This is a genomic window from Pseudomonas sp. 1 R 17 (genome assembly GCF_900067035.1).
GTDB lineage: Bacteria > Pseudomonadota > Gammaproteobacteria > Pseudomonadales > Pseudomonadaceae > Aquipseudomonas > Aquipseudomonas marginalis.
This window is the reverse complement of record NZ_FKLB01000010.1, coordinates 22331-49229: the sequence shown is the minus strand read 5'-3', so window position 1 is coordinate 49229 and position 26899 is coordinate 22331. Positions and strand designations below refer to the sequence as shown.

The window sequence follows — 26899 nt, the reverse complement described above, 5'->3', positions numbered from 1 at the left end:
TATGCATAAGAAAGCCGTATAGACACCGTGAATAGCGTGTTTTTTCACGCTGTTTTCAGACGTTCGGCCAAGGCTGTCGCCAGTTGAGCGGTTAATCCGTACACCGATAATTGCGGGTTGGCCCCAATACTGGTGGGGAATAACGAACCGTCGTGGATCGACAGGTTGCGCAATTGGTGATGGCGACCGAGGCTGTCAGCCACCGCATTTTTGGGATCTTCGCCCATGGCACAACCGCCCATCACATGGGCGCTGCCCAGGGTTGTCCGGTGCAATTCCAGATTCAAACCCTCAATGACGCTGCGTGCCTCGGCCAAGGTGTTCACGAACCGTGCGTCATGGTGCATGGGCTTGACCGATTTGGCGCCCGCCGCGAACTGGATTTCGGCCATGCTGTGGAAGGCCCGGCGCAGGCCATCCCAGGCGTAGGGCGAGACCTGATAGTCGAGCACCGGCGTACCGTCACCGCGTAAGTCCACGCTGCCGCCCTGGCTGTCGGGGTGAAAGCCGTCACGCAACAGCGCGAGCATGGCGTGGGTATGGGGCAATTGGCCCATGTCCAGGGCGTTCTGCGTGCCATAGCCGCCGAACAAGGTGCTGGCCAATGCTGGATGCAAGGGCGGCGCTTCAAGCTTGTAGGACATTTTGCCGGTGGTGCCGTCCTGCCACTGGAAATGGTCGGAGTAGATCGACTGCGGCGCGCCGTAGAACGGGTTGATCACCTCGTCGAACAATGCGGCGGAGAAGTTCACCAAGTGCAAAAAGGTCCGCTTGCCCAGCCGCGAATGCGGGTCGGGGGCACCCGAGCGCATCAGCAGCGCCGGGCTGTTGATGCCGCCGCCCGACAGCACGTAATGCTTGGCCTTCACGCTGATCCTGCGCCCGGTAGGCGCCACACAGCGCGCGTCCATCGCTACGCATTCCAGGCTGCTGATGGTGTCGCCGCTGTATTTGAGCTGCTCGGCGCGCGCCAGGTACAGCAGCTCGCCGCCTTTTTCCAGGGTAGACGGGATGGTGGTCACCAGCATCGACTGCTTGGCGTTGACCGGGCAGCCCATGCCGCAATAACCCAGGTTGAAGCAGCCACGGACGTTGCGCGGGATCACATGCCAGCTGTAGCCGAGCTTTTCGCAGCCTTTGCGGATTACATCATTGTTGGCATTCGGGGGGATGGCCCACGGTGCGATGCCCAGGCGCTGCTCCATCTTTTCGAACCACGGTGCCATCTCTGCACTGCTGTGGCCTTTTACCGCGTACTCGCTGGCCCAATGGCTGAGGGTGGCGTCCGGGGTGCGGAAGCTGGAGGTCCAGTTGATCAGCGTGGTACCGCCCACCGCGCGGCCTTGCAGGATGGTGATGGCGCCGTCCTTGCTCATGCGGCCGATACCTTCCTGATACAGGCTGGCGTAGGCCTCGTCCTCCAGCAGCTTGAAGTCGCTGCTGGTCTTGAGCGGGCCTTCTTCGATCAACAGCACTTTGTAGCCGGCGGCGCTGAGGATCTCGGCAGTGGTGCCGCCACCGGCGCCGCTGCCGATGATGGCCACGTCGGCCTCCAGGGTCAGGTCGCTGTCGAGGGCGGCGCCATTGTGGGTTTTCCAGCCGCGGGCCAGGCCGTCGCGGAACAGATCGGGTACGGGCATCAGGGTCGTCTCTTGTTTTTATTGTGAGGGATGCAAATCAGATCTTCGGCGGGCCGGGGTAGCCGCAATGCGCCCAGGCGGCGGGCCGGAAGTACCAGGCCATGATCACCAGCTTGAGCAGCGAGCCTTGGCCCATGCGCAGCAGGTTCAGGTAGCTGTTTTCCCAGCGGTACAGGAAGTTGCGGATCTGTTCCGCGCTGGCGTTTTCCCAACTGCCCCAGATGCCGGTCAACGGGCCACGCGTAATGCCCATGCCGAGCACATCGAACAACTGTTGGGTGAGCTTGAACATCTCCGGCGACAGGTGCTGCAGGCTGTAGTCGAGTTTTTTCAGCGTGTCTTCAATCCCGGCGACCACATCCTGGGCGCTGGCCACGCCTTCGAGCAGCACCGGGATCACCGCGCGCAGAAACGGCAGGTCACTGCTGCGCAACATGGCAAAGCCGCTGGCCGGGGTGCTGCTGGAGCAGCCGCTGAGGCTGGCGCCCAATCCGGCCGTGGCCAGGAAGGCGCTGGCACACAGACCGATTTTCAAGACGCCGCGCCGTGATAGCGCGGGTGAATCCGTGAGGCTAGGGTTCATTGTTATTGTTATCCCGTGGGTGGCGGTGTCAGCGGACAAACAACTTCTGGATCAGTTTCTGGATCGATTTGCCGTAGGGCGGGTAGATCAATTTCGCCGCGTTCAGGCGCTGTTTCACCAGCACGCCCTTGGCCTTGCTGAACGTCAGGAACCCTTCATGGCCGTGGTAGTGGCCCATGCCCGACGGGCCGATGCCGCCAAAGGGCATGTCGTCCTGGGCCACGTGCAGGAGGGTGTCGTTCAGGCAGACACCGCCGGAATGGGTCTCATGGAGGACCCGGTCCTGCTCGCGCTTGTTGTAGCCGAAGTAATACAGGGCCAGCGGGCGAGGGCGCTGGTTGATGTAGGCAAAGGCTTGGTCGATGCCGCGATAAGGCACGATCGGCAGCACCGGGCCGAAGATTTCGTCCTGCATCACGGTCATGTCATCGCTGACATTCAGCAGCAGGCTATGGGCCATGCGCCGTGCCTGGCCCTGGTCGTACAGCCGGATCAGGGTGGCGCCCTTGTCGGTGGCGTCCTTGACGTAGGCATTGAGCCGGGCCAATTGACGCTCATTGATGATGGCGGTGTAGTCCGGGTTGTCGGCCAGCGTCGGATAAAACCCGCGAACCGCCTTGCTGTAGGCCTCGACGAAACCCTCCACGCGGTCCTCCGGCACCAGCACGTAGTCCGGGGCCACGCAGGTTTGCCCGGCGTTCAAGGCTTTACCGAAGGCGATGCGTTCGGCGGCGTCCTTGAGCGGTACGTCGGCGGAGACAATGGCCGGCGACTTGCCGCCCAGTTCCAGGGTGACCGGCGTGAGGTGTTCGGCAGCGGCGCGCATCACGTGCTTGCCAATACTGGTCGCGCCGGTAAACAGCAGGTGATCGAAGCGCAGCTTGGAAAACGCCATGCCCACCTCGGCCTCGCCGAGCACCACGCACACCAGGTCCTCGGGGAAAACCCTCGCCAGTAACGCCTTGAGCAGTTCGCCGGTAGCGGGCGTGGATTCGCTGAGCTTGAGCATCACCCGGTTGCCTGCCGCCAACGCACCGACCAGTGGGCCGATGGCCAGGTACAGCGGGTAGTTCCACGGCACGATCACGCCGACCACGCCCAGGGGTTGGTAAATGACTTTGGCTGACGCGGGTTGGAAGGCCAGGCCTACAGCGCGGCGGGAAGGTTTCATCCAGCCTTTTAGGTGTTTGCTGGCGTAGTGAATGCCATGCAGGCTGGGCATCAGTTCGGCGAACAGGGTTTCGTCGGCGCTGCGCGGGCTGAAATCCTGGCTGATCGCATGGATCAGTGCCTGGCGCTCGTCACTGAGCACATCCCGCAAGGCCTTCAGCCACTGCTGGCGCTGTGCAGCTGGCGGCATCGGGTTGGCGGCGTAGGCGCGGCGTTGGGCGTCGAACAGGTCCTGGAGTTGATCCAGCGCCTGGGCATCTTGCAGGTAGGCAACGTTGGCAGACATGGCGCAGCACCGATTGTTATTGGTCTGCGTGGATTTTTAGAGTCATTACTCTAAATTGTCAAATAACATTGCAGCAACATGCAGATTTATCCTGGCAAGGATAGGCCGTAAGATGCCCTATCACGTGTACAGAAGCTGATTCCCCTATGGCACCACGAGTAAAGACCAGCGAGCGTATTGTGCAAACCAGCCTGGAGCTTTTTAACCAGCAGGGCGAGCGCAGTATCAGCACCAACCATATCGCCGCCCATATGGAAATTTCGCCGGGCAACCTGTACTACCACTTCCCCAACAAGCAAGCGATCATCTCCGTGCTGTTTCGCGAATATGAAGCGTTGGTGGACAGTTTCCTGCGTCCGCCCCAGGGGCGTGCAATGGTCGTGGAGGACAAGCGCTTTTATCTCCAGGCCGTACTGGCCGGCATGTGGCGCTACCGTTTTCTGCACCGCGACCTTGAACACCTGCTGGAGAGCGACCCGGACCTGGCCACCGGCTATCGGCGTTTTTCCCAGCGTTGCCTGATCCAGGGCGGCGCCATCTACCAGGGGTTTGTCGATGCAGGCATCCTGAACATGGACCCGGTGCAAACCGAAGCCCTGACCCTCAATGCCTGGATCATCCTCACCTCCTGGGTGCGTTTCCTGTGCACCACCAATGAAAATTCCGCCCACCTGAGCGCCGAAGCCATCAAGCGCGGGGTGTATCAGGTGCTGGTGCTGGAGGCGGGCTTTGTCACGCCCCAGGCAAAAGAGGCGGTGGATGCATTGTTCAAAGAATTTTACGTGCCGTTGAACCAGGCACTGGAAGACGTGAAGTAGGACCTTTCCCGAATCTGTTCACAGGAGTCCATCATGCCGCTTGCCCAACTGATCAGCCCCCAGCAATTGGCCGAGCGCCAGGCGTCGGCGGGGTTGGTGATCCTGGATTGCCGTTTTGCCTTGGAAGACCCGGATTACGGGCGTTGCAGCTACGCTGAAGGGCATATCGACGGTGCGCAATATGCCGACCTGGAGCGCCATCTCAGCGGGCCGGTGATCAAAGGTGTGACCGGTCGTCACCCGTTACCGGCGGCGGGCACCTTCGCCGAGCAACTGCGGGCATGGGGTATCCATGCTGACACCGATATCGTGCTGTATGACGACGGCCCTGGCGCTTATGCGGCTCGTGCCTGGTGGCTGCTGGCCTGGCTGGGCAAGCGTGACGGTGTGTTTATCCTGGACGGCGGCCTCAAGGCCTGGCATGCCGCGGGTTTCCCGTTGAGCCTGGATGCGCCGGTAATCGAGCGTGGGACTTTCGATGGCACGCCGGACAATCACTTGCTGCTGGATGCCGAACATCTGCAAAAACGCCTGGGCCAACCCGGCCTGACCCTGATCGATGCCCGCGCTCAAGCGCGTTTTCGCGGCGAGGTGGAGCCTATCGACCCCATTGCCGGGCATATCCCCGGTGCGCAATGTGCGGCGTTCAACGAAAACCTGGGCAGTGACGGGCGTTTCCTCCCGGCCGAGCAACTCAAGCAGCGCTTCGCCGCGCAGTTGCAGGGGCGCTCGCCGGAGGAACTGGTGGCGTATTGCGGCTCGGGCGTGACGGCCTGCCACAACCTGTTCGCCCTGAGCCTGGCGGGTTACCCGTTGGGCAAGTTGTATGCGGGGTCGTGGAGCGAGTGGATTACCGATCCGACGCGGGCAATCGCTACGGGGGACTGAGTTCCCGGTCGTGTAAACCCAATCCGAATGTGGGAGGGGCCTGCCCCTCTCACATGTTTAACCGTGTCGTGCCAATAACCATTGCGGTATGCGCCGCTCCAGGTAGTAGCCTGGGCGTTTCAGCGAGCCATCGACGAAGCCCACGTGCCCGCCCTTGGCCGTCAGCTCAAACTCGGTGCACGCCGACAGCTCACTGGCCTCGGGCAAGCTGTGGGCAAACACGAACGGGTCGTCGGCCGCCTGGATAATCAGCGTCGGTGTGCGGATCGCGCCCAGGTAGTAGCGACTCGACGCGCGACGGTAATAGTCCTCGGCACTCAAGAACCCATGCAGCGGCGCGGTGACCCGGCCGTCGAAGTCCCAGAAGGTGCGCATCTTCTCCAGCGAGCCAAGCGCTTCCAGGGTTTTCAGCCCGTCCGCGCGGCCATCCTGTAAAAAACGGCTTTGTTTGACGCGGATATACGCGAGCATTTCACTCATGAAGTGCTTTTGATAAATCCGCGAGAAACCTATCCCGATCCGGTCTGCACACTGGTCCAGGCGAAATGGCACCGACACCGCCGCTGCGCCTTGCAGCCCGGACGCCTCGCCGGTTTCCCCCAGGTGCTTGAGCAGCACATTGCCCCCCAGCGAATAACCCACCGCATACAGCGGCGCCAACGGCCGCTTGGCGCGCAGGTGCGCAATCGCGGCGGCGAGGTCTTCGCTGGCGCCGGAGTGATAGCTGCGCGCCAGCAGGTTGGGCTCGCCCGAACAGCCGCGCCAGTTCAAGGCCGCACTGGCCCAGCCGTGGGCGCCGAGGACTTTTTGCAGGCCGGCCACATAGGGGGAATTGGATGAGCCGGTCAGCCCATGCAGCACCAGCACCAACGGCGCCTGCGCGTCATGGGGGCCATGCCAGTCGAGGTCGAGAAAGTCGCCGTCTTCCAGCCACAGGCGTTCGCGTTGGCGTTCGATATGGGTAGTCGGGCGCCACAGCGGCCCCCACAGGGTTTGCAGGTGAGGGTTGCCGAGGCCGAAGGCGGGGGTGAACAGGTCGGAGGACGGTGTCATGACACTCTCAGTTTTGAGCTGACTCACTGTCTGTGGTGAGCGGGCTTGCTCCCCACAGATTTTAAGCGACGCTTTCGACCAATCGATGCCACAGCGCGTAATACACACGACCGGATTTCTGCTCCCGGTGCAGGCGCCAGGCGCCCGGCAAACCCAGGGTAGACGGCGCGGTCTCGCTTTCAGTGTAGATCCACGCGTCCGGTGCCAGCCATTGGCGCTCTTCGAGCAAGGCGCACACGGTCGGCAACAGGTTCTGGTTGAACGGTGGGTCGAGGAACACCACGTCGTAGGCACTGGGCGCCTGGGTTTCCAGGTAGCGCAGGGCGTCGGCGGTCTGCACCTGGCCATTGGTGCAGCGCAGGGTGCCCAGGTGTTCCTTGAGGCTGGACACCGCGACATTGCTGGCATCCAGCGCCTGGGCCTGGGCCGCGCCACGGGACAGCGCCTCCAGGAACAGCGCGCCACTGCCGGCGAACGGGTCCAGCACCTTGGCGCCGGCAATGTACGGCGCCAGCCAGTTGAACAGGGTTTCACGTACGCGGTCCGGCGTCGGGCGCAGGCCCACGACGTCGGGGAAGCTCAGCTTGCGGCTGCCCCATTCGCCGCCAATGATGCGCAGCTGGCCCACACCGTTATGCACGTTGTGGACAGGTTTTTTCGGGCGAGATGAACTGGCCATTAATGCTCCGGAACCCCGAGCGGCTGCTCGGCAGGTTTATCAGTGGGGGGCGGTAGTGGCTTTTGCGCAGTCGTTGGGCCGGCGGTCACGATGACCATCTTGTCGGCGCTCAAGTGTTTGTTCAAGGCCGCCTTGACCTGCTCTACGGTCAGGGCCTGGGATTGTTTCATGAAATCTTCCAGATAGCTCAGCGGCAGGTTGTAGAAACCCATGGCGCCCAGCTGCCCGACGATATCGGCGTTGCTGGCGGTGGACAGCGGGAAGCTGCCGGCCAGCTCGCGCTTGGCGTCATCCAGTTCCTTTTGCGTCGGGCCGGTCTTGAGGTAGTCGGCGAGCACGTCTTCGACCAGGCGCAGGGTGCCGCCGCTCATTTCGGCGCGGGTCTGCAGGTTGATCATGAACGGGCCACGCACTTGCATCGGCGAGAAACCGGAGTAAACACCGTAGGTCAGGCCGCGTTTTTCGCGCACTTCGCTCATCAAACGGGTGCCGAAGCCGCCGCCGCCGAGGATCTGGTTGCCCAGGGACAGGGCTGCGTAGTCCGGGTCGGCGCGGTCGATACCCAATTGGGCGAACAGCAGGTGAGTCTGTTTGGACGGGAACTCGATATGGCTCAGGCCGGCCTTGGGCTCGGTTGGCTGGGTGATTTTCGCCATGGCCGGGCCCTTGGGCAGCGCGGCCGACACCTTGGCCGTCATCGCTTCGGCTTCGGCGCGGGTCAAGTCGCCGACCACGGCAATCACCGCATTACCCGCCGCATAAGCCTTGGCGTGGAACGCCTGCAACTGCGCGAGGGTAATCTTCGGAACGCTTTGCGGCGTGCCTTCACTCGGGTGAGCGTAGGGGTGATCGCCGTACAGGCGCTTGAACAGCTCCAGGCTCGCCAGTTTGCCGGGGTTCTGCTTCTGGTATTCAAAGCCGGCGAGGATCTGGTTCTTGATCCGCGCCAGGGAGTCGGCGGGGAAGGTCGGTTTGCCGATCACCTCGTCAAACAGCGCCAGGGCGGCGTCGCGTTTAGCGCTGTCGCTGAGGCTGCGCAGGGACACCAGCGCCATATCGCGATAAGCGCCATTGCCAAAGTCGGCGCCCAGGCCTTCAAAACCACTGGCAATCTGGCTCACATCCTTGCCCGGTACACCTTCGTTGAGCATGGCGTTGGTCATCAGCGCCAGGCCCGGCACGTTGCCGTCCTGGCTGCTGCCGGCGGCGAACAGGATGCGCATGTCGAACATCGGCAACTCATGGGCTTCGACGAACAGCACCTTGGCACCTTCGGCGGTGGTCCAGGTTTGCACGTCGAGCTTGCGGTTGGTCGGCGCCTTGCCGTCCAGCTCCGCCAGGGATTGCAGTTTGTTGGCCGATTGAGCCTTGTCCAGCGCCTGGCTGGCAACGGACTCACTCGGGCGCAGGAAATACACGGCGCTCGCCGCGACCAGGGTCACGGCGATCAGGCCCGGCAGGATCAGGCGGCTGCTTTTGCGATCACTCATGAGCGGTCTCCTCAGGCAAAACATGGGCGACGCTCAGACGTTCGCGGGTGAAATAGGTGCGCGCGGCCTTCTGGATATCTTCCGGGGTCACGCTTTGCAGGTCGGCCAGTTCGGTGTCCATGAGTTTCCAGGACAGGCCCACGGTTTCCAGGGAGCCAATGGCCGTGGCCTGGCTGGTGATGGAATCGCGTTGGTACACCAGGCCGGCGATGACCTGGGCACGGATGCGTTCCAGTTCTTCGGCGGTCGGTGGCTTGGCCTTCAGCTCTTCCAGCAGGCGCCACAGGCCGGCTTCGGCTTGGGCAACGGTCTTTTTCTTCTGCTGGTTCGGGGTGGCCGAAAGGGTGAACAGGCTGTCGCCCCGGGTGTAGGCGTCGTAGTTGGTGGACGCAGCGGATACCAGCTCTTCGCCACGCTCCAGTTGCTCGGAGATCCGTGCGCTGTAGCCACCGTCCAGCAGGGCCGAGATCAGGCGCAGGGCCTGGACCGAACGCTTGTCTTCGGCGGTGGCCAGGCCAGGTACGTTGAAGCCCAGGATCACGCTCGGCAATTGGGTCTGCACATGCATCGTCAGCAGGCGCTCGCCGGGCTCGGCCAGCTCCATCGGAATCTTGGCGGGCGGTACGTCACGCTTGGGGATCGGGCCGAAGTAGCGCTGGGCGAGGTTTTTTACCTCGTCCGGGGTGACGTCGCCGACCACCACCAACGTGGCGTTGTTCGGTACATACCAGGACTGGTACCAGTGGCGCAGCTCCTCGACCTTCATGCGGTCGAGGTCGGCCATCCAGCCGATGGTCGGGGTGTGATAGCCGCTGGCCGGGAAGGCCATCGCCTTGAAGCGCTCGAAGGCCTTGGACATGGGATTGTCGTCGGTGCGCAGGCGGCGTTCTTCCTTGATCACCTCGATTTCGCGGCTGAACTCGTCGGCCGGCAGGCGCAGGCTGGCCATGCGGTCGGCTTCCAGTTCAAAGGCAACGCCCAGGCGGTCACGGGCCAGCACCTGGTAGTAGGCGGTGTAGTCATCACTGGTGAAGGCGTTTTCTTCGGCGCCCAAGTCACGCAGGATCAGCGAGGCTTCGCCGGGGCCGACCTTGGCGCTGCCCTTGAACATCATGTGCTCCAGGGCGTGGGACAAACCGGTCTGGCCCGGGGTTTCATAGCTCGAACCGACCTTGTACCAGACCTGGGAAACCACCACCGGCGCGCGATGGTCTTCGCGCACGACCACCTTGAGGCCGTTATCCAGGGTGAATTCATGGGTGGGTTGTGGGTCGGCAGCCAAGGCTGAAAGGGGCAGACAAACTGTGCTGAACAGCAGGCCTGCGGCGTGGCGGGCTAGAGCATTCATTCGTTTTTAAACCTGTTGGGCTGCCCGCTTGGTCTTAGCGTCGGCGGGCGAGGAGGTTAGGGCGTGTCATTCATCATTACCAGTGCCGCGCCGGAGCCTGCTAGTGTGCAGGGCAAGGCGCGAGGAGCGCAGTTTGGTTTTTCCAAATAAGCTCCGAGTAACGCAGCCCTGCACACTAGCAGGCCCGGCCCTTCGGGTTGTGCCTAAAAGTCAGCCAGGCTGCGTTGCAGGCCTTGGCAAGGAAAAGACATTCCCAGCGGCCTGCGCCTTGCCTGGCTGGCTTTTAGGCGACAACGCGGCACTGGTAATGATGAATGACACGCCCTAGGATACTGATCCGACTAAGGGACGGCCACTGCGGCTGTCTTGTTGAGGCCCTATTTAGGCCTTACAAAATGTTGCGCATGAACGAGCTGGCTAAAAAACAGTCTGTTACGCATCGAATTTTATTTACCGATGTGCCCCTTGGCGCGTCGCTACCTTGAGATAGCCGTCTCCATGTTTGGTTCCAACGACGACAAGAAGACCCCAGCTGCGGCTGGCGAGAAGAAAGGCCTGTTCGGATGGCTGCGCAAAAAGCCGCAGGAAACCGTCGCTGAACAGCCACAGGTTCAAGCTGAGCCGATCCCCGAGCCTATAGTAGAAGCCGAGCCCGTTGCCGAAGCGCCGGCGCCGGTGGTGTTGCCGATGGCTGAGCCGGTGTTGCAGCCGGTGGCCGAGGTGGAGCCTGAGCCCGAACACAAGCCGTGGCCTGAGCTGCCGGTGCCCGAAGAGGCTGTGGCGCTGGTTGAAGATGTGCAGGCCGAGCATGTGGTGCCGCCGATTCCGGTGACCGTTGAGCCGCAGCCGGTCGTTGTCGAAGCGCCCGCCCCCGTGCCTGCGCTAGTGGAGCCGGGGGTTGCCGCTCCCGCCGTCATCGAACCGCCCGTCGCCTCCACCGAAACCAGCAAGACCGGCTTCTTCGCCCGCCTCAAGCAAGGCCTGAGCAAGACCAGCGCCAGCATCGGCGAAGGCATGGCCAGCCTGTTCCTCGGCAAGAAAGTCATCGACGATGAGCTGCTGGAAGACATCGAAACCCGCCTGCTGACCGCTGACGTTGGCGTCGAAGCCACCGCTGTGATCATCCAGAGCCTGACTCAGAAAGTCGCACGCAAGCAGCTGACCGATGCCGACGCCCTCTACAAATCCTTGCAGGCCGAGCTGGCTGCGATGCTCAAACCCGTGGAAGCACCGTTGGTGATCACCCCGAACAAGCCGTTCGTGATCCTGGTCGTGGGTGTCAACGGCGCCGGCAAGACCACCACCATCGGCAAACTGGCCAAGAAGCTGCAGTCGGAAGGCAAGAAAGTCATGCTCGCCGCCGGTGACACCTTCCGCGCCGCTGCCGTCGAGCAATTGCAGGTCTGGGGGGAGCGCAACAAGATCCCGGTCATCGCCCAGCACACCGGTGCCGATTCCGCCTCGGTGATCTTCGACGCCGTGCAAGCCGCCAAGGCTCGTAACATCGACGTGCTGATCGCGGATACCGCCGGTCGCCTGCACACCAAAGACAACCTGATGGAAGAGCTGAAGAAAGTCCGCCGCGTGATCGGCAAGCTCGACGCAGACGCCCCGCACGAGGTGTTGCTGGTGCTGGACGCCGGTACCGGCCAGAACGCTATCAGCCAGGCCAAGCAATTCAACCAGACGGTCCAACTGACCGGCCTGGCCTTGACTAAGCTCGACGGCACGGCCAAGGGTGGCGTGATCTTCGCCCTGGCCAAGCAGTTCGGGTTGCCGATTCGTTATATCGGCGTCGGTGAAGGCATCGACGACCTGCGCACCTTTGAAGCCGAACCCTTTGTCCAGGCACTGTTTGCCGAGCGGGAGCGTTCATGATTCGATTCGAACAGGTCGGTAAACGCTATGCCAACGGGCATGTGGGCTTGCATGAGCTGAGCTTTCGAGTGCGTCGCGGCGAGTTCTTGTTTGTCACCGGTCACTCGGGGGCCGGCAAGAGTACGCTGTTGCGCCTGCTGCTGGCCATGGAACGCCCGACCACGGGCAAGTTGCTGCTGGCGGGCCAGGACCTGGCCACCATCAGCAATGCGCAGATCCCGTTCCTGCGCCGCCAGATCGGCGTGGTGTTCCAGAACCACCAGTTGCTGTTCGATCGCACGGTGTTCAACAACATTGCCCTGCCGTTGCAGATTCTTGGGCTGTCCAAGGCCGAAATCGTCAAGCGCGTGGATTCGGCCCTGGAGCGCGTGGCGCTGTCGGACAAGACCGACCTCTACCCCGGCGACCTGTCCACCGGCCAGCAACAGCGCGTCGGCATTGCCCGCGCCATCGTCCATCGCCCGGCCTTGCTGCTGGCGGACGAACCCACCGGTAACCTCGACCCGCGCCTGGCGGCCGAGATCATGGGCGTATTCGAAGACATCAACCGTCTGGGCACCAGCGTACTGATCGCCAGCCATGACCTGGCGCTGATCGCCCGCATGCGCCATCGCATGCTGACCCTGCAACGCGGTCGCCTGATCGGTGACGGGGAGGCTGGCGTATGAGTGCAACACGTAGCCCCAAGGTTTCCGAGCGCGTGGCGCCGAAACCGGCCGATCCGCAGCCGAAAAAGAAAAAACACGACGACGATGACGGCCCGGACTTCAGTACCCTGCTGCGCGCCTGGATCGAAAGCCATCGCGCCAGCCTGCTGGACAGCCTGCGTCGCCTGGGCAAGCAGCCGATCGGCAGCTTTTTTACCTGCCTGGTGATGGCCGTGGCCCTGAGCCTGCCGATGGGCTTGTCGCTGCTGCTTAATAATGTCGAGCGCCTGGGCGGTTCCTGGCAGCGTGCGGCACAGATTTCCCTGTACCTGAACCTGGATGCCAGCACCAAGGAAGGCGAAGCACTACGGGACGATATCAAGAACATGCCGGGCGTCGCGGACGCCGAGTACGTCAGCCGCGACCAGGCCCTTGAGGAGTTCCAGCAACAGTCCGGCCTGGGCGAGGCGCTGAAAGAGCTGCCGCAGAACCCGCTGCCGGGCGTGGTGCTGGTGACGCCGAATGAAGTCGACAAGGCGGGCCTTGAAGCCCTGCGACAAAAACTCGCAGAGATGCCGAAGGTGCAACAGGCGCAACTTGATCTAGTCTGGGTGGAGCGCCTGGCGGCGATCCTCAAGCTGGGCGACCGCTTTGTATTCGGCCTGACGGTGCTGTTGGTGTCTGCATTACTTTTGGTGATAGGTAATACCATTCGTCTTCATATTGAAAACCGTCGCACCGAGATAGAAGTGATTAAACTGGTCGGCGGCACGGACAGCTATGTGCGTCGGCCTTTTCTGTACATGGGCGCGCTTTATGGCCTGGGTGCGGGGATTTTGTCCTGGGGCGTGCTGGCATTCGGCCTGAACTGGCTGAACGACGCGGTTGTCGGGCTTGCCGGCTTGTACGGCAGCGATTTTGCCCTGGCCGGGGTGCCGGTTGCCGATGGTCTGTCGCTCTTGCTTGGCGCGGTATTGTTGGGTTATATCGGTGCCTGGATTGCGGTCGCACGGCATTTACGCGAGCTGGCACCGAAGTAGTTAATGTCAGGGTAATGTGGTTTCGTTTGTATTGACCGTATCAGTGGTTTAGGGAACTTGTCCTACGGTTCCCGGTCAATTTTCGCAGTGCTGAACTGCACGAGTTATGTGAGTCGGAGGTTTTTTCGTATGACCACTTCTTTGCAACCTGCTTATGCCTTGGTCCCGGGTGCGAACCTGGAAGCCTATGTGCACACGGTCAACAGCATTCCATTGCTGACGCCCGAGCAGGAGCGTGAACTGGCCGAGAGTCTCTACTATGAGCAGGATTTGGGGGCGGCTCGGCAGATGGTGCTCGCCCACCTGCGTTTTGTCGTACATATCGCCCGTAGCTATAGCGGCTACGGCCTGGCCCAGGCTGACCTGATCCAGGAAGGCAACGTCGGCCTGATGAAGGCTGTAAAGCGCTTCAACCCTGAGATGGGCGTGCGCCTGGTGTCGTTTGCCGTGCACTGGATCAAGGCGGAAATCCACGAGTTCATCCTGCGCAACTGGCGCATCGTGAAAGTCGCGACCACCAAGGCCCAGCGCAAGCTGTTCTTCAACCTGCGCAGCCAGAAAAAACGCCTGGCGTGGCTGAACAACGAGGAAGTCCACCGCGTGGCCGAAAGCCTCGGCGTGGAGCCCCGTGAAGTGCGCGAGATGGAAAGCCGCCTGACCGGCCATGACATGGCCTTCGACCCGGCCGCCGAAGCGGACGACGACAGCGCTTTCCAATCGCCGGCCAATTACCTGGAAGACCACCGGTACGACCCGGCGCGTCAACTGGAAGACGCCGACTGGAGCGACAACTCCAACCACAACCTGCACGAAGCGCTGGAAGTGCTGGACGACCGCAGCCGTGACATCCTCTACCAGCGCTGGCTGGCGGAAGAAAAAGCCACGCTGCACGACCTGGCGCAGAAGTACAACGTGTCGGCCGAGCGCATTCGCCAGCTTGAGAAAAGCGCGATGAACAAGCTGAAGTTGTCGATCGCCGCCTGAACATGTGGGAGGGGGTAAGCCCCTCCCACATTTGTTTTGTGTTGTATCAGTCGGACCAAGGCGCTTTGCGGGAATTGTTCAGTTCCACCAAGTAACCCTCTCCGCCCAGCTGGCTCATCTGCTGGCGAATCCAGGCTGCCCGTCGCGCCACATACGCGGTCGGATGGCTGGCACTCCACACCCGTGGATTAGGCAACACCGCCGCCAGGTAGCTGGCCTGCTGCCGTGATAACCCCTTGGCACTTACGCCAAAGTGATGTCGCGCCGCCGCTTGCGCGCCAAACACGCCTTCATCCCATTCCACGCTGTTGAGGTACACCTCAAGAATCCGCTGCTTGGGCCACAACACCTCGATCAGCCCGGTAAACCAGGCTTCCAGGCCTTTGCGCAAATAACTGCGACCCGCCCACAGGAACAGGTTTTTCGACACCTGCTGGCTCAGCGTGCTCGCGCCCCGGATCGAACCGCCGCGCTCGTTGTGCAGGAGCGCTGCCTGGATCGCGCCGAAATCAAAGCCCCAATGCTGCGGGAAGCGTTGGTCTTCACCGGCCATCACCGCCACTTTCAGGTCGTCGGAGAGCTCGTCCCACGGCACCCAGGTGCGTTGCAGGTCAATGGGTTCGCCGTCGAACCAGGATTCGACCTTTCGCTCCACCATCAGCGCGGTGAAGGGCGGCGGGACGACACGGAACAGCAGCACCAGCAGAACACTGCCGATGGCAAACCATTTCACGACGTTGAGAAGGCGTTTGAAGAGGACACGCAGCATAGAGATGGCTTGGCCGAACCCGTTGAGCGGGCCATTATACAGACCCTGTCCAATGAGTCTGACTGGAGTTCCTCATGCTGCGTAGCTTTCTGATGCTGGCTGCCTTTTTCGGCTTCACCGGTGTCGCCCTCGGTGCGTTCGCCGCCCATGGCCTGAAAAGCCGCCTCAGCGCCGAGTACCTGGCGATCTTTCACACCGGCGTGACTTATCAGTTGGTGCACACCCTGGCGCTGTTCGGCGTGGCGTTGCTGGCCGCGCACCTGCCGGGCCGGCTGGTAACGTGGGCTGGCATCTCGTTCGTAGTCGGGATCCTGTTGTTCTCCGGCAGCTTGTATGTGCTGACCATGACCGGCATCAGCAAGCTCGGCATCATCACGCCGTTCGGGGGCCTGGCCTTCCTGTCTGGCTGGTTCCTGTTGGGGCTGGCAGCATGGCGCTTGCAACTGTGACCGCTTGACGCTTGAAGCTGACCTTCAGGTCCCAATCGCGCTAGAATGCTGGCCCCTAAAAACGATGGCGGCCCCTGGTATGCGCATTCAGTTGAACGGCGAATCCCTTGAACTGCCCGACGGTGAAACCGTTGCGGCCCTGCTGACCCGCCTGGACCTGACCGGGCGTCGCGTCGCAGTGGAACTCAACCTGGATATCGTCCCGCGTAGCCAGCACGCCGAGACCACGCTCACCGAGGGTGACCAGGTCGAGGTGGTCCACGCCATCGGCGGCGGCTAGTCCCGCGCGTTTATGTAGCCCCGGATTCTGCAGAACCTCACCCCATTTCGAGGATTTCCCATGAGCATCGTTCGCAACGACAAGCCCTTCGTCCTGGCCGGTCGTACCTACCAGTCCCGTCTGCTGGTCGGCACCGGCAAGTACCGCGACATGGAAGAAACCCGCCAGGCCATCGAAGCCTCGGGCGCCGAGATCGTGACCTTCGCCGTGCGCCGCACCAACCTCGGCCAGATCGAGGGCGAGCCGAACCTGCTCGACGTGCTGTCGCCGGATCGCTACACCTTCCTGCCGAACACCGCCGGTTGCTACGACGCTATCGAAGCCGTGCGTACCTGCCGCCTGGCCCGTGAACTGCTCGACGGCCACAACCTGGTCAAGCTGGAAGTGCTGGCTGACCAGAAAACCCTGTTCCCCAACGTGATCGAAACCCTCAAGGCCGCCGAAACCCTGGTCAAGGAAGGTTTTGACGTGATGGTCTACACCAGCGATGACCCGATCATCGCCCGCCAACTGGCCGAAATCGGCTGTATCGCCGTGATGCCGCTGGCCGGCCTGATCGGTTCCGGGCTGGGTATCTGCAATCCGTACAACCTGCAGATAATCCTCGAAGAAGCCAAGATCCCGGTCTTGGTGGACGCCGGTGTCGGTACCGCCTCCGACGCCACCATCGCCATGGAACTGGGCTGTGACGCGGTGCTGATGAACTCGGCCATCGCTCACGCCCAGCACCCGGTGCTGATGGCCGAAGCCATGAAACACGCCATCGTCGCCGGCCGCCTGGCCTACCTTGCCGGGCGCATGCCAAAAAAACTCTACGCCAGCGCCTCTTCGCCGCTGGATGGTCTGATCAAGTAAGAGCCATTGATGACTGAATCAAACGAAACGCCGAACACCGTGGAAGAAGGCGACGAGTCCAAGCACCGCCGCATCAAGAGTTTTGTGATGCGCGCCGGCCGCATGACCGAGGGCCAGCAAAAGGGCCTGGAGCAAGGTACGCCGCTGTTCGTCCTGCCCCTGGCCGATGCGCCGGTGGACTATGACCAGGTGTTCGGCCGTTCGGCCCCGCGTTCCCTGGAAATCGGTTTCGGCATGGGCCACTCCCTGCTGGAAATGGCCGCGGCCTCGCCGGAACAGGATTTCATCGGCGTGGAAGTCCACCGCCCAGGTGTCGGTGCGCTGCTTAATGGCGTGCTGACACAAGGCCTGACCAACCTGCGGGTCTATGACTGCGACGCGATCGAAGTGCTCAACCGATGCATCGCCGACAACAGCCTCGACCGCCTGATGCTGTTCTTCCCCGACCCATGGCACAAGAGCCGTCACCACAAGCGCCGCATCGTCCAGGCCTCCTTCGCGGAACTGGTGCGCAGCAAGCTGAAAGTCGGCGGTGTCCTGCATATGGCTACCGACTGGGAACCCTATGCCGAATACATGCTGGAAGTGATGGACGTTGCCCCTGGCTACCGCAACCTGGCGCAAGACGGCAAATGCGTACCACGCCCGGCCGAACGCCCGATCACCAAGTTCGAGCGGCGTGGTGAGCGGCTGGGGCATGGGGTTTGGGATTTGAAGTTCGAGAAAGTCGACTGACAAGTCCCTGGCTTGGAATGCAGTAAAAAATGTGGGAGCGGGCTTGCCCCCTCCCACAGTTGTTTTGTGTTGGATTTGAGGTCAGCGGCGATCGGCGACGACGCCAATCAACACCAGCACCACCACCAGCACCGGCGCCAGGCTGTAGTTATTGAACTGGCTCAATCCCCGCACAATCCACGGCGTCGCATAGATCAGCGCCGCACCGCTGCCGATCATGCACAGCAGGGCCATCAACGGTACGCGCAACGCGCCGGCAACGCTGCCCAGGCGTGCTTCGACCCAGCCCTTGATGTCGGCGCCAAACAGCACCAGCAAACAGCCCACAAGGGCCAGGGAGATTTCCGACAGGTTGCTGCGGCTCCAGCGGGATACCGTGGCGAGCAGGTCGAGTACCAGATCCATTCGATTTCCTTAGAGCGATCAGCTCAAAAACTTCTGCAACAGGTCATTGAGAAAGAGTTGCCCGCGATCGGTGGCCGCCAGGCGTGACGGTTCGACCTGCATTAAGCCACTTTGTTCTGCCTCGCGCCGCGCCTCGTCGAGGCTCGCCAGGTCGAGGCCGGTGCGTTCGGCGTAGAGCGTGGCGTCGACGCCCTCGGTGAGGCGCAGGGCGTTCATCAGGAACTCGAACGGCAACTCTTCGTTGGTCAGCTCCTTCGCCCCGGCCTGGAAGCTTTTGGCCGGGTTGAGGTAGTCCTTCGGCGCGCGGGTCTTCCAGGTGCGCACAATGCGCCCGTCCGGATGGCTGAGCTTGCCGTGGGCCCCGGCGCCGATGCCGATAAAGTCGCCGAAGCTCCAGTAGTTGAGGTTATGTCGCGCCGGGCGCCCGGGCTGGGCGTAGGCCGACACTTCGTATTGTGCGTAACCGTGTTCGGCCAGCAGCGCCTGGCCGGCTTCCTGGATGTCCCACAGGGTGTCGTCTTCCGGCAGCGCGGGCGGCTGGTTCCAGAACACGGTGTTGGGTTCCAGGGTCAACTGGTACCAGGACAGGTGTGTGGGTTTGAGCGCGATGGCCTGGCGCAGGTCGCTCAACGCATCGTCCAGGGACTGGTCGGGCAAGCCGTGCATCAGGTCCAAGTTGAAGTTGTCGAACCCGGCCTGGCGCGCCATCCCGGCGGCGCGTACGGCTTCGTCGCCGTTGTGGATGCGGCCCAGGGCCTCAAGCTTTGCCTGCTGGAAGCTCTGGATGCCGATGGACAGCCGGTTGATCCCCAGCGCGCGGTAGGCGACGAACTTCTCTTGCTCGAACGTGCCGGGGTTGGCTTCCAGGGTGATCTCGATGTCGCCGGCAAACGGGATGCGTGCTTCCACGCCTTTGAGCAATCGGCCCAGCGCCGCAGCGCTGAACAGGCTTGGCGTGCCGCCGCCGAAGAAGATCGAACTCAGTTCGCGCCCATACACCGCGTGCAGGTCCTGATCGAGGTCGGCCAGCAAGGCGTCCACATACTCTTCTTCCGGCAGCACCTTGCTGGCGGTGTGGGAGTTGAAGTCGCAGTAAGGGCATTTGCGCACGCACCACGGGATGTGGATGTACAGCGCCAGGGGCGGCAGCACCGGCAGCGCCGCCCGAGGTGTTTGCGCGCCACCGTGGATCAGCGGCTGCGCGGAGGTGTTCCGGGTCATTTCAAGCCCAGGCGCTGGCGCAGCAAATCCATTGCGCGGGCACGGTGGCTGATCTGGTTCTTGTCGGCCGGGCTCAATTCGGCACTGGAGACATTGCGCTCCGGCACCCAGAACAGCGGGTCATAGCCAAAACCGTGCTCACCGCTGGCCGCGTGCAGGATGCGCCCGTGCCACAGGCCTTCGCAGAGGATCGGCAGCGGGTCATCGGCATGCCGTACCAAGGCCAGCACACAGACGAACTGCGCGCCGCGCATCGCGTCCGGCACGTCCTTGAGCGCGTCCAGCAGCTTGGCGTTGTTGGCCGCATCGCCCTTGCCATCGGCATAACGCGCCGAGTAGATACCCGGCGCGCCGCCGAGGAAGTCCACCGCCAGGCCAGAGTCGTCCGCCAGCGCCGGAAGGCCCGAGATGCGTGCGGCATTGCGCGCCTTGAGGATGGCGTTCTCGACGAACGACAGGCCGGTCTCTTCCGGCTCCACCTGGCTGAACTCGCCGATGGAGCGCAGCTGCACGGATTCGCCGAGCATGGCCTGGAGTTCTTTGAGCTTGCCGGCGTTATGGCTGGCCAATACGAGTTGAGTAAGGTTCATCATTCCGCCGGAAACAGTTCCTGGTTGAATTGGAAGCTATGGGCTTTGCCGCCGGTTTCCACATTGATGGTAAACGTCTTGTATTCCCGCTGCGTCACGGAGTACGGCGCGAGGTAATTGATCCCGCCTTTCTCGTCGATTTGCTTGAACGTCAGGATCTCGCTCTTGCCGCCCAGGTCCTTGATGGTGCCTGTCACCTGCGCTGCCACCGGGGTTACGCCCTTGATCACGGTCACATTGATCAAGCCCTTCTCCTTGCTGCGCACCACGCCGACTTTCTGGGCGGTTTCCGGCTGCAGGAAGCTGGAGGTGAAGGTGTTGTAATGAACGGTGATATCACCGAAGTCTTTCTTGCGATTAGCGTCGATAGTGTCCGCCGCCATGGCGCTGGCGCCCAGGCATGCAGTCAGTAGAAAAATAGCCAAGCGACTCATGATCGTCCCTCTTGAAAATGATTAGACGGCAATCTTGTGATCCGTCAGGCCAGGGCTGCTGACCCGATAGATACCAATTTCGCCCAACAGATTGGGCCATAGCTTGCTTGCCCAGCCGTGACGATGCTGTTGATCGACGGCCAGGCGGTTGATCACCTTGGCTTCACGCTCGCCACACAGGGCTTCGAAGTCTTCGAAGGTGCAGAAGTGGATGTTCGGCGTGTTGTACCAGGTGTACGGCAGGAAATCCGAGACTGGCATGCGGCCCTTGGTCGCCAGGTACCAGCGGCAGCGCCAGTGCCCGAAGTTGGGGAAGGTGATGATGCACTGGCGACCCACGCGCAGCATTTCGTCGAGGATGCGGTCCGGGTAGTGCACCGCTTGCAGGGCCTGGGTCATCACCACGATATCGAAGCTGTTGCTGGCGAAGTTGCCCAGGCCCTTGTCCAGGTCCTGCTCGATCACGTTGATGCCCTTGGCCACGCACTGGGCGATGTTGTCCGGGTCGTTTTCCAGGCCGTAGCCGGTGACTTGCTTGTTGTCGCGCAGCCAGCTCAGCAGTTCGCCATCGCCGCAGCCCAGGTCGAGCACGCGGCTGCCGGCGGGGATCCAGTCTTGGATGATGTCCAGGTCGGCTCTCATGGCGTTCTCACAAAGTAATGCGGTTCATGTAGTTGCTGAAAGCCTGGAGGTAGCGCGGGATCGGAATCAGGAAGGCGTCATGGCCTTGCGGTGCATCGATCTCCAGGTAGCAGACGTCTTTCTTGGCCGCCATCAGCGCATCCACCAGCTCTCGGGAGCGGGCCGGCGAGAAGCGCCAGTCGGTGGTAAACGACATGACGCAGAACTTGGCCGTGGCGCCCTCGAAGGTTTTCGCCAGGTCATCGTCGTGGTTGGCTGCCGGGTCGAAGTAGTCCAGGGCCTTGGTCATCAGCAGGTAGGTGTTGGCGTCGAAACGCCCGGAGAACTCCTCGCCCTGATAACGCAGGTAGCTTTCCACCTGGAACTCGACGCTGTGGAAGTCGTAGTTGAGCTTCTCGCTCTTGAGGCCACGGCCGAATTTCTCGCCCATGGAGTCATCGGACAGGTAGGTGATGTGCCCGACCATTCGCGCCAGCATCAAGCCGCGCTTGGGGATCACACCGGCTTCCTGGAACGAACCGCCGTGGAACTCGGGATCGGTGAGGATGGCCTGGCGCGCCACTTCGTTGAAGGCGATGTTCTGCGCCGACAATTTGGGCGCCGAGGCGATGGCCAGGCAATGGCGCACGCGATCCGGATACGTGATGGTCCATTGCAGGGCCTGCATGCCGCCCAGGCTGCCGCCGATCACCGCGGCCCATTGCCGGATACCCAGCAGGTCGGCGAGGCGCGCCTGGCTGTGCACCCAGTCTTCCACGGTGAGTACGGGGAAGTCGGCGCCGAACGGCCTGCCGGTTTCCGGGTTGAGGCTGCTGGGGCCGGTGGAGCCATTGCAGCCGCCGAGGTTGTTCAGGCTGACGACAAAGAACTTGTTGGTGTCGATGGGCTTGCCGGGGCCGATGCAACTGTCCCACCAGCCAGGCTTGCGCTCGTCAACGCTGTGGAAACCAGCGGCGTGATGATGACCGGAGAGGGCGTGGCAGATCAGCACGGCATTGCTCGCCGTGGCGTTCAGTTGGCCGTAGGTTTCATAAATCAGGTCATAGGCAGGCAGCGAACGACCACAGGCCAGGGCCAGTGGTTCGCTGAAGTGCGCCACTTGGGGCACGACCAGTCCAACAGAATCGGGGGGGAAGGCAGTTGGCATCGACCCTGCTCTCGTTTAAATGAGGCGTAAGTCTAAAGACCGATGCACCCAGCGGCAAGCAAAGGCCAAATGTGGGAGGGAGCAAGTCGAATCGTCGCCCCGCCCCTCCTGCATTTGCTCCGCCTGTCAGATCAGTCCGAACAGTTCCTTGGGCATGTTCGCGAAGTCAGCCAGGTACGGGATGCCCCAGCCTTGTATCAGTTGGATCGCGATAAACGCGAAGATCGGCGAAATATCCAGGCCGCCCAGGTTGGGCACCCAGCGGCGGAACGGCGCGAGCACCGGCTCGGTGATCTGAGACACCAGCTCGGCACCTGGGCTGCGGCTACCCGGCGCGACCCAGGACAGGATCACGCTGATGATCATCGACCAGAAGATGATCTTCAAAAACAACGAGAAGATCCCGATCAGTGCCCATGGCAACAGCAGCACGGTGTAAGGCAGGTAGCCCTTGAGCATCAAGACCAGCACGAACAGCAGGATCTGCAGCAGCAGCGCCAGCACCAGCGACGACATGTCCAGGCCGAACATGCTCGGGACCACTCGACGCAGGGGCTTGAGCAGCGGTTGGGTGGCCTTCACCACGAATTGGCACAGCGGGTTGTAGAAGTTCGCCCGCACCAGTTGCAGGATAAAACGCATCAGCACGATCAGCAGGTACAGGCTGCCCAAGGTCTGGATGATGAAGATGACGGCGTCATTGAGTCCAAGCATCATTTATTCCTTTGTAGGGGGACGACTATTTGCCCAGCTGCTCGGCCATTTCAGCCGAACGATGTGCTGCGGCACCCAGTGCTTTTTCCACCAGGGCTTCAAAGCCCCCGGCCTGGAACGATTCGATGGCAGCCTGCGTGGTGCCGCCGGGGGAGGTGACGCGACGGCGCAACTCGGCAGCGTCCACTTCACTGGAGACAGCCATTTTCGCGGCGCCCAGGGCGGTTTGCTCGGCCAGTTGCTCGGCGACTTGCTGTGGCAGGCCCAGTTTCACGCCGGCGGCGGTCATGGCCTCGATCAGCAGGAAGAAGTAAGCCGGGCCGCTGCCCGACACGGCGGTGACCGCGTCCAGTTGCTGCTCCTGTTCCAGCCACAGGGCGATGCCCACGGCGGACAGCAGTTCCTGGGCCTGGTCACGTTGCTCGGCGGTCACCTCGTGGGTGGCGTACAAACCGCTCACACCCTGGCGCAGCAGCGCCGGGGTGTTGGGCATGCAACGCACGATCGGTTGCGCGCCGAGCCAGTTGTTCATGCTGGCGCAGGTGATACCGGCGGCGATCGACACCACCAGTTGGTGTGGCTGAAGGCTTGGGCGCAGGCTTTCGCACACGGCCTTCATGGCCTGTGGCTTGACCGCCAGTACGATCACATCGACACCTTGGATGGCTTCGGCGTTATCGGCGAAGGTTTCGATACCGTGCTCGGCGCTGACGCGGGCACGGGTCTCGGCGCCCGGATCGCTGGCGCGGATCTGCGCCGCTTCCAGGCCCTTGGCCCGCAGGCCGCCGATCAGGCTGGCCGCCATGTTGCCGGCGCCGATAAAGGCAATACGCGTGTTGCTCATGACAGGTCCTTACTTAGATGGATGTCAGCCATTTCATGGCTGGCCGTAGTCGCGGGCGCCAAACAGGGCGGTACCGATCCGCACCCAGGTGGCGCCTTGGGCGATGGCCGACTCAAGGTCGTGGCTCATGCCCATGGAAAGTGTGTCGAGCGGCAGGTTCAGGTTGTTTTGCAGGTCGCGCACGCTGGAAAACGCGGCGTCTTGTTCGGCCCGATCGTCCGTCGGCTCGGGAATCGCCATCAAGCCCCGCAGCTTCAAGCGCGGCAGGGCGCTGATGGCGTTGGCCAGGGCCGGCAGGTCGGCGGGGGTGCAGCCGGACTTGCTGGCCTCGCCACTGACATTGACCTGGATGCAGATATTCAGCGCAGGCAGGTCCACCGGGCGTTGCTCGGACAGGCGTTGTGCAATTTTGAGACGGTCCACGGAATGCACCCAAGCGAAATTCTCGGCGATGGCGCGAGTCTTGTTCGATTGAATGGGGCCGATGAAGTGCCAACTCAAGGGCAGGTCGGTTAATTCGGCCTGCTTGCCCAGGGCCTCCTGCAGATAGTTTTCGCCAAAATCACGCATCCCGGCGGCATAGGCTTCACGCACGGCTTGGGCGGGTTTGGTCTTGCTCACGGCCAGCAGGTGGATGCTGTTTGCGTCACGTTGCACGGCGTCGGCTGCGGCGCGGATGCGCTGGCTAACCTGGCCGATGTTGTCTGCTATCGTCGACATTCAAGATGCGCCCGTGGATATGGAGTCCGCGGCATTCTACTGGAAATGGAAAGCCCTATGGATATCACTGAATTACTGCAGGCCGGCGTGCGTCGCGGCGCTTCCGACCTGCATCTGTCGGCCGGTATGGCGCCTATGCTGCGTATTGATGGTGAGGTCTGGCCGTTGGATTGGCCGGTGCTTTCACCCCCGCAAGTAGCGGATTTATTGAGCCCGTTGCTCAACCGCTACCAAAAAAAGGATTTCGAAACATCTCTTGAAACGGATTTTGCCTTCGAGTTGCCGGGCGTGGCGCGGTTCCGGGCGAACGTATTCCAGCAGGATCGCGGCATGGGCGCGGTGTTTCGCACCATCCCGGCCGAGGTCCAGAGCCTGGAAAACCTCGGCCTGGGGGAAGTGTTCCAGCGTATCGCCCAGCTTGCGCGCGGCCTGGTGCTGGTGACGGGCCCCACCGGCTCCGGCAAGTCCACTACCCTGGCGGCGATGATCGATTACCTCAACCAGCATCGGCGCCAGCACATCCTCACGCTGGAAGACCCCATCGAGTTTATCCACACGCCGAAAACCGCCCTGATCAACCAGCGCCAGGTGCATCGAGATACCCATAGTTTCTCGCTGGCCTTGCGTTCGGCGCTGCGCGAAGACCCCGACGTGATCCTGGTGGGCGAACTGCGCGACCTGGAAACCATCCGCCTGGCCCTGACGGCGGCTGAGACCGGGCATCTGGTATTTGGCACCCTGCACACCACCTCGGCGGCAAAGACCGTGGACAGGCTGGTGGACGTGTTCCCGGCGGGGGAAAAGGCCATGGTCCGCTCGATGCTGTCGGAGTCGTTGCAGGCGGTGGTGTCCCAGGTGCTGGTCAAGAAGGTTGGCGGCGGGCGGGTGGCGGCCCATGAAATCATGCTGGGCACGCCGGCTATTCGTAACTTGATCCGCGAAGACAAGGTGGCGCAGATGGTCTCGGCGATTCAGACCGGCGGCGCGTTGGGCATGAAGACGTTGGATATGAGCTTGAAGGCGTTGGTCACGGAAGGCGTGATCAGCCGGGAAGAGGCGCGGGAGAAGGCGAGGGTGCCTGGGGATATCTGAGGGGTGTGGACGACACACATCAAATGTGGGAGGGGGCTTGCTCCCCTCCCACATGTACTACTGCATTCCAGCTTCAGATCAGCGTTGTACTACCCGCAAGGTATTCTGCTCTTTCGGCAGAACCCGCTTGGCAATCACGTAGTTCTTGTCCCAGAACGGCTTTTTCAGAGTGTCGATGCTGACCGACTTGCCACGGCGCGGTGCGTGGATGAAGCGGTCGTTGCCCAGGTAGATGGCTACGTGGTTCACCTGGCGGCTCTTCAGTTTGAAGAACAACAGGTCACCCGGTTTCAGGTCCTTGCGCTCAACCTTCTGCCCATGACCGGCGGCCATGGCGTTGGAGGTGCGCGGCAGATCCACGGCCGCTACGTCGTTAAACGCATATTTCACCAGGCCGCTGCAGTCGAACCCTTTACTTGGGCTGCTGCCGCCCCAACGATAAGGAGTACCGAGCACGTTTACGGCGCGGCTGAGGACGGTGCTGCTTTGCCTGGTGTTGACTGCCATCAGGCCTGGAACTGCTTTACCGTGGGCCTTGCTCAGTTGAGTCGGGCGGCTGACGGTCGGCTTTGCCGATTTGGCAGTGCTGGGCGCGCTGTGGACTTTAGGGGTGAAACCGTTGACGTTCGGAAGTCGTTGCTCACGATTGGTGGCGTGGGCGGCCAGTGGCATTAATAGGCAAATGGTTAGCCATGTCTTTAAAAATGGTCGCATTAGGCGTGGCTCTTATGGGTTTGCGCGCAACTTTATAACAGCTTTTTGTGTCGTTCTCAGGCCGTTTGTCGACTGAACCTTGGGGTCAAACTCAGGAAAAACGCGACGATTCGCCGCGATTGTCCTACACAAGTCAGGTGGCATAAGGCTTTCAGGGGAGGGAAGATACCATTTGCCGTACGTCGGGCGCCTGTAAAAAAGTCACAAAGAAAGTGAAAAAATTTATCTATCGAAGCAAAAGAGGTACTCCATGAACACCTATCAACAGGTTGGTCCGCAGCAAGACACCCACAGCAAGGTGATCGGTTACCTGCTCTGGATTTTCGGGTTTACCGGGGCCCATCGTTTCTATTACGGCAAACCGGTCACTGGAACGATCTGGTTTTTCACCCTCGGCTTGCTGGGGATCGGCTGGCTGATCGACCTGTTCCTGATTCCGGCCATGGACCGTGAAGCGGACCTGCGTTTTACCGCTGGGCCTATCGAATACAACGTGGCATGGATTCTGTTGGCGTTTCTGGGGGTGTTCGGCGTGCACCGCATGTACCAGGGCAAATGGATCACCGGCCTGATCTACCTGCTGACCGGCGGCTTGTTCCTGGTGGGAGTGCTGTATGACTTCTGGACCTTGAATACCCAGGTTTCGATCCGCAATGCCGAGCGCAACGGCGGCCGGTAGATCATAAATAACCTGTAGGAGCGAGCTTGCTCGCGAAGAACGTTAACGATAACGCAGCGCTATCAGGTAGCCCGCATTGTCTATTCGTTCTTCGCGAGCAAGCTC

The 26899-nt window shown here is 61.8% G+C and carries 30 protein-coding genes; 12 read left to right on the top strand and 18 right to left on the bottom strand.

Annotated features, from left to right (window positions below; translation table 11 throughout):
• Positions 1–44 precede the first annotated feature (44 nt).
• The 3 genes from BFP99_RS01645 to BFP99_RS01635 are packed head-to-tail and all read right to left on the bottom strand — an operon-like array spanning position 45 to position 3679.
• Positions 45–1640 (bottom strand): GMC family oxidoreductase, encoded by a 1596-nt coding sequence (locus BFP99_RS01645; protein ID WP_065923865.1) that lies wholly within the window; start codon positions 1638–1640, stop codon positions 45–47.
• A 37-nt stretch (positions 1641–1677) separates the two neighbouring features.
• Positions 1678–2223: a twin-arginine translocation pathway signal protein gene (locus BFP99_RS01640; protein ID WP_065946525.1), complete on the bottom strand. Its 546-nt coding sequence runs from the start codon at positions 2221–2223 to the stop codon at positions 1678–1680.
• A 28-nt stretch (positions 2224–2251) separates the two neighbouring features.
• On the bottom strand, positions 2252–3679 hold the full coding sequence (locus BFP99_RS01635) for a coniferyl aldehyde dehydrogenase (protein ID WP_065946524.1): 1428 nt from the start codon (positions 3677–3679) through the stop codon (positions 2252–2254).
• Between the two features lie 146 nt (positions 3680–3825).
• Here BFP99_RS01635 and BFP99_RS01630 point away from each other — a divergent pair, with 146 nt between their 5' ends.
• Together BFP99_RS01630 and BFP99_RS01625 are read left to right on the top strand one after the other, a co-directional pair.
• A complete protein-coding gene (locus BFP99_RS01630) occupies positions 3826–4497 on the top strand; it encodes a TetR/AcrR family transcriptional regulator (protein WP_065946523.1) in 672 nt (223 codons plus the stop codon).
• A gap of 33 nt (positions 4498–4530) precedes the next feature.
• A complete protein-coding gene (locus BFP99_RS01625; protein WP_065946522.1) occupies positions 4531–5385 on the top strand; it encodes a sulfurtransferase in 855 nt (284 codons plus the stop codon).
• Between the two features lie 57 nt (positions 5386–5442).
• Here the strand turns inward: BFP99_RS01625 and BFP99_RS01620 are convergent, their stop codons facing one another.
• From BFP99_RS01620 to BFP99_RS01605, 4 genes are all read right to left on the bottom strand, one after another.
• Positions 5443–6438 carry a hydrolase gene (locus BFP99_RS01620; protein WP_065946521.1) on the bottom strand — a complete coding sequence of 332 codons (996 nt, stop codon included), beginning with the start codon at positions 6436–6438 and terminating at the stop codon, positions 5443–5445.
• Positions 6439–6499: 61 nt separating this feature from the next.
• A complete protein-coding gene (gene rsmD / locus BFP99_RS01615) occupies positions 6500–7117 on the bottom strand; it encodes a 16S rRNA (guanine(966)-N(2))-methyltransferase RsmD (RefSeq protein ID WP_027606107.1) in 618 nt (205 codons plus the stop codon).
• Positions 7117–8607: a M16 family metallopeptidase gene (locus BFP99_RS01610; protein WP_065946520.1), complete on the bottom strand. Its 1491-nt coding sequence runs from the start codon at positions 8605–8607 to the stop codon at positions 7117–7119. Before BFP99_RS01610 ends, rsmD begins: the two co-directional genes overlap by 1 nt.
• Positions 8600–9955, bottom strand: a complete 1356-nt coding sequence (locus BFP99_RS01605; RefSeq protein ID WP_065923859.1) for a M16 family metallopeptidase — start codon at positions 9953–9955, stop codon at positions 8600–8602. The genes BFP99_RS01610 and BFP99_RS01605 overlap by 8 nt, the downstream gene beginning before the upstream one ends.
• A gap of 498 nt (positions 9956–10453) precedes the next feature.
• On the opposite strand from BFP99_RS01605, the gene ftsY reads away from it, so the two are divergent.
• From ftsY to rpoH, 4 genes are all read left to right on the top strand, one after another.
• Positions 10454–11833 (top strand): signal recognition particle-docking protein FtsY, encoded by a 1380-nt coding sequence (gene ftsY, locus BFP99_RS01600; RefSeq protein ID WP_065946519.1) that lies wholly within the window; start codon positions 10454–10456, stop codon positions 11831–11833.
• Positions 11830–12501 carry a cell division ATP-binding protein FtsE gene (gene ftsE / locus BFP99_RS01595; protein WP_003213784.1) on the top strand — a complete coding sequence of 224 codons (672 nt, stop codon included), beginning with the start codon at positions 11830–11832 and terminating at the stop codon, positions 12499–12501. The genes ftsY and ftsE overlap by 4 nt, the downstream gene beginning before the upstream one ends.
• Positions 12498–13520 (top strand): permease-like cell division protein FtsX, encoded by a 1023-nt coding sequence (ftsX, locus tag BFP99_RS01590; RefSeq protein WP_065923857.1) that lies wholly within the window; start codon positions 12498–12500, stop codon positions 13518–13520. The genes ftsE and ftsX overlap by 4 nt, the downstream gene beginning before the upstream one ends.
• A 129-nt stretch (positions 13521–13649) precedes the next feature.
• Positions 13650–14504 (top strand): RNA polymerase sigma factor RpoH, encoded by an 855-nt coding sequence (rpoH, locus tag BFP99_RS01585; protein WP_003176698.1) that lies wholly within the window; start codon positions 13650–13652, stop codon positions 14502–14504.
• 46 nt (positions 14505–14550) lie between these two features.
• On the opposite strand, the gene mtgA is transcribed toward rpoH, so the two are convergent.
• Positions 14551–15273: a monofunctional biosynthetic peptidoglycan transglycosylase gene (gene mtgA, locus BFP99_RS01580; protein WP_065923856.1), complete on the bottom strand. Its 723-nt coding sequence runs from the start codon at positions 15271–15273 to the stop codon at positions 14551–14553.
• Positions 15274–15347: 74 nt separating this feature from the next.
• On the opposite strand from mtgA, the gene BFP99_RS01575 reads away from it, so the two are divergent.
• From BFP99_RS01575 to trmB, 4 genes are all read left to right on the top strand, one after another.
• Complete coding sequence (locus BFP99_RS01575) at positions 15348–15722, top strand: DUF423 domain-containing protein (protein ID WP_065923855.1); 375 nt, start codon at positions 15348–15350, stop codon at positions 15720–15722.
• Between the two features lie 79 nt (positions 15723–15801).
• Positions 15802–16002, top strand: a complete 201-nt coding sequence (gene thiS, locus BFP99_RS01570; protein WP_049711100.1) for a sulfur carrier protein ThiS — start codon at positions 15802–15804, stop codon at positions 16000–16002.
• Between the two features lie 60 nt (positions 16003–16062).
• Positions 16063–16857, top strand: coding sequence for a thiazole synthase (locus BFP99_RS01565; RefSeq protein WP_065946518.1), 795 nt, complete (start codon positions 16063–16065; stop codon positions 16855–16857).
• Positions 16858–16866: 9 nt separating this feature from the next.
• Positions 16867–17592 carry a tRNA (guanosine(46)-N7)-methyltransferase TrmB gene (gene trmB, locus BFP99_RS01560; RefSeq protein WP_065946517.1) on the top strand — a complete coding sequence of 242 codons (726 nt, stop codon included), beginning with the start codon at positions 16867–16869 and terminating at the stop codon, positions 17590–17592.
• 81 nt (positions 17593–17673) lie between these two features.
• On the opposite strand, the gene BFP99_RS01555 is transcribed toward trmB, so the two are convergent.
• From BFP99_RS01555 to BFP99_RS01515, 9 genes are all read right to left on the bottom strand, one after another.
• Positions 17674–17997, bottom strand: a complete 324-nt coding sequence (locus tag BFP99_RS01555) for a DUF3392 domain-containing protein (RefSeq protein WP_010207241.1) — start codon at positions 17995–17997, stop codon at positions 17674–17676.
• An 18-nt stretch (positions 17998–18015) separates the two neighbouring features.
• On the bottom strand, positions 18016–19218 hold the full coding sequence (hemW, locus tag BFP99_RS01550; RefSeq protein WP_065946516.1) for a radical SAM family heme chaperone HemW: 1203 nt from the start codon (positions 19216–19218) through the stop codon (positions 18016–18018).
• A complete protein-coding gene (gene rdgB / locus BFP99_RS01545) occupies positions 19215–19811 on the bottom strand; it encodes an RdgB/HAM1 family non-canonical purine NTP pyrophosphatase (RefSeq protein ID WP_027606096.1) in 597 nt (198 codons plus the stop codon). Before rdgB ends, hemW begins: the two co-directional genes overlap by 4 nt.
• Entirely contained in the window at positions 19808–20242 is a 435-nt protein-coding gene (locus BFP99_RS01540) for a DUF4426 domain-containing protein (RefSeq protein WP_027606095.1), read from the bottom strand. The genes rdgB and BFP99_RS01540 overlap by 4 nt, the downstream gene beginning before the upstream one ends.
• A gap of 21 nt (positions 20243–20263) precedes the next feature.
• Entirely contained in the window at positions 20264–20884 is a 621-nt protein-coding gene (gene metW, locus BFP99_RS01535) for a methionine biosynthesis protein MetW (RefSeq protein WP_017735309.1), read from the bottom strand.
• Positions 20885–20891: 7 nt separating this feature from the next.
• Complete coding sequence (locus BFP99_RS01530) at positions 20892–22031, bottom strand: homoserine O-succinyltransferase MetX (RefSeq protein WP_027606094.1); 1140 nt, start codon at positions 22029–22031, stop codon at positions 20892–20894.
• A gap of 126 nt (positions 22032–22157) precedes the next feature.
• Positions 22158–22745, bottom strand: coding sequence for a YggT family protein (locus BFP99_RS01525; protein WP_065923851.1), 588 nt, complete (start codon positions 22743–22745; stop codon positions 22158–22160).
• A gap of 25 nt (positions 22746–22770) precedes the next feature.
• On the bottom strand, positions 22771–23589 hold the full coding sequence (gene proC / locus BFP99_RS01520) for a pyrroline-5-carboxylate reductase (RefSeq protein ID WP_027606092.1): 819 nt from the start codon (positions 23587–23589) through the stop codon (positions 22771–22773).
• A gap of 33 nt (positions 23590–23622) precedes the next feature.
• A complete protein-coding gene (locus BFP99_RS01515; RefSeq protein ID WP_065923850.1) occupies positions 23623–24309 on the bottom strand; it encodes a YggS family pyridoxal phosphate-dependent enzyme in 687 nt (228 codons plus the stop codon).
• 57 nt (positions 24310–24366) lie between these two features.
• Here BFP99_RS01515 and BFP99_RS01510 point away from each other — a divergent pair, with 57 nt between their 5' ends.
• Positions 24367–25401 carry a type IV pilus twitching motility protein PilT gene (locus BFP99_RS01510; RefSeq protein WP_065946515.1) on the top strand — a complete coding sequence of 345 codons (1035 nt, stop codon included), beginning with the start codon at positions 24367–24369 and terminating at the stop codon, positions 25399–25401.
• A 78-nt stretch (positions 25402–25479) separates the two neighbouring features.
• Here BFP99_RS01510 and BFP99_RS01505 read toward each other — a convergent pair whose 3' ends face one another.
• Complete coding sequence (locus BFP99_RS01505) at positions 25480–26115, bottom strand: C40 family peptidase (protein WP_027606089.1); 636 nt, start codon at positions 26113–26115, stop codon at positions 25480–25482.
• A gap of 250 nt (positions 26116–26365) precedes the next feature.
• Here BFP99_RS01505 and BFP99_RS01500 point away from each other — a divergent pair, with 250 nt between their 5' ends.
• Positions 26366–26794, top strand: coding sequence for an NINE protein (locus BFP99_RS01500; RefSeq protein WP_027606088.1), 429 nt, complete (start codon positions 26366–26368; stop codon positions 26792–26794).
• Positions 26795–26899: the final 105 nt, after the last annotated feature.

Coding starts and splice junctions, on each gene's coding strand:
- BFP99_RS01500 (WP_027606088.1), top strand. CDS start 26,366: ATGAACACCTATCAACAGGTTGGTCCGCAGCAAGACACCCACAGCAAG.
- BFP99_RS01555 (WP_010207241.1), bottom strand. CDS start 17,997: ATGGATCTGGTACTCGACCTGCTCGCCACGGTATCCCGCTGGAGCCGC.
- mtgA (WP_065923856.1), bottom strand. CDS start 15,273: ATGCTGCGTGTCCTCTTCAAACGCCTTCTCAACGTCGTGAAATGGTTT.
- ftsE (WP_003213784.1), top strand. CDS start 11,830: ATGATTCGATTCGAACAGGTCGGTAAACGCTATGCCAACGGGCATGTG.
- BFP99_RS01565 (WP_065946518.1), top strand. CDS start 16,063: ATGAGCATCGTTCGCAACGACAAGCCCTTCGTCCTGGCCGGTCGTACC.
- BFP99_RS01610 (WP_065946520.1), bottom strand. CDS start 8,607: ATGAGTGATCGCAAAAGCAGCCGCCTGATCCTGCCGGGCCTGATCGCC.
- trmB (WP_065946517.1), top strand. CDS start 16,867: ATGACTGAATCAAACGAAACGCCGAACACCGTGGAAGAAGGCGACGAG.
- BFP99_RS01575 (WP_065923855.1), top strand. CDS start 15,348: ATGCTGCGTAGCTTTCTGATGCTGGCTGCCTTTTTCGGCTTCACCGGT.
- thiS (WP_049711100.1), top strand. CDS start 15,802: ATGCGCATTCAGTTGAACGGCGAATCCCTTGAACTGCCCGACGGTGAA.
- BFP99_RS01515 (WP_065923850.1), bottom strand. CDS start 24,309: ATGTCGACGATAGCAGACAACATCGGCCAGGTTAGCCAGCGCATCCGC.
- rpoH (WP_003176698.1), top strand. CDS start 13,650: ATGACCACTTCTTTGCAACCTGCTTATGCCTTGGTCCCGGGTGCGAAC.
- BFP99_RS01640 (WP_065946525.1), bottom strand. CDS start 2,223: ATGAACCCTAGCCTCACGGATTCACCCGCGCTATCACGGCGCGGCGTC.
- BFP99_RS01510 (WP_065946515.1), top strand. CDS start 24,367: ATGGATATCACTGAATTACTGCAGGCCGGCGTGCGTCGCGGCGCTTCC.
- BFP99_RS01625 (WP_065946522.1), top strand. CDS start 4,531: ATGCCGCTTGCCCAACTGATCAGCCCCCAGCAATTGGCCGAGCGCCAG.
- ftsX (WP_065923857.1), top strand. CDS start 12,498: ATGAGTGCAACACGTAGCCCCAAGGTTTCCGAGCGCGTGGCGCCGAAA.
- metW (WP_017735309.1), bottom strand. CDS start 20,884: ATGAGAGCCGACCTGGACATCATCCAAGACTGGATCCCCGCCGGCAGC.
- BFP99_RS01540 (WP_027606095.1), bottom strand. CDS start 20,242: ATGAGTCGCTTGGCTATTTTTCTACTGACTGCATGCCTGGGCGCCAGC.
- rsmD (WP_027606107.1), bottom strand. CDS start 7,117: ATGGCCAGTTCATCTCGCCCGAAAAAACCTGTCCACAACGTGCATAAC.
- BFP99_RS01630 (WP_065946523.1), top strand. CDS start 3,826: ATGGCACCACGAGTAAAGACCAGCGAGCGTATTGTGCAAACCAGCCTG.
- rdgB (WP_027606096.1), bottom strand. CDS start 19,811: ATGATGAACCTTACTCAACTCGTATTGGCCAGCCATAACGCCGGCAAG.
- BFP99_RS01620 (WP_065946521.1), bottom strand. CDS start 6,438: ATGACACCGTCCTCCGACCTGTTCACCCCCGCCTTCGGCCTCGGCAAC.
- BFP99_RS01530 (WP_027606094.1), bottom strand. CDS start 22,031: ATGCCAACTGCCTTCCCCCCCGATTCTGTTGGACTGGTCGTGCCCCAA.
- hemW (WP_065946516.1), bottom strand. CDS start 19,218: ATGACCCGGAACACCTCCGCGCAGCCGCTGATCCACGGTGGCGCGCAA.
- BFP99_RS01605 (WP_065923859.1), bottom strand. CDS start 9,955: ATGAATGCTCTAGCCCGCCACGCCGCAGGCCTGCTGTTCAGCACAGTT.
- BFP99_RS01525 (WP_065923851.1), bottom strand. CDS start 22,745: ATGCTTGGACTCAATGACGCCGTCATCTTCATCATCCAGACCTTGGGC.
- BFP99_RS01635 (WP_065946524.1), bottom strand. CDS start 3,679: ATGTCTGCCAACGTTGCCTACCTGCAAGATGCCCAGGCGCTGGATCAA.
- BFP99_RS01645 (WP_065923865.1), bottom strand. CDS start 1,640: ATGCCCGTACCCGATCTGTTCCGCGACGGCCTGGCCCGCGGCTGGAAA.
- BFP99_RS01505 (WP_027606089.1), bottom strand. CDS start 26,115: ATGCGACCATTTTTAAAGACATGGCTAACCATTTGCCTATTAATGCCA.
- ftsY (WP_065946519.1), top strand. CDS start 10,454: ATGTTTGGTTCCAACGACGACAAGAAGACCCCAGCTGCGGCTGGCGAG.
- proC (WP_027606092.1), bottom strand. CDS start 23,589: ATGAGCAACACGCGTATTGCCTTTATCGGCGCCGGCAACATGGCGGCC.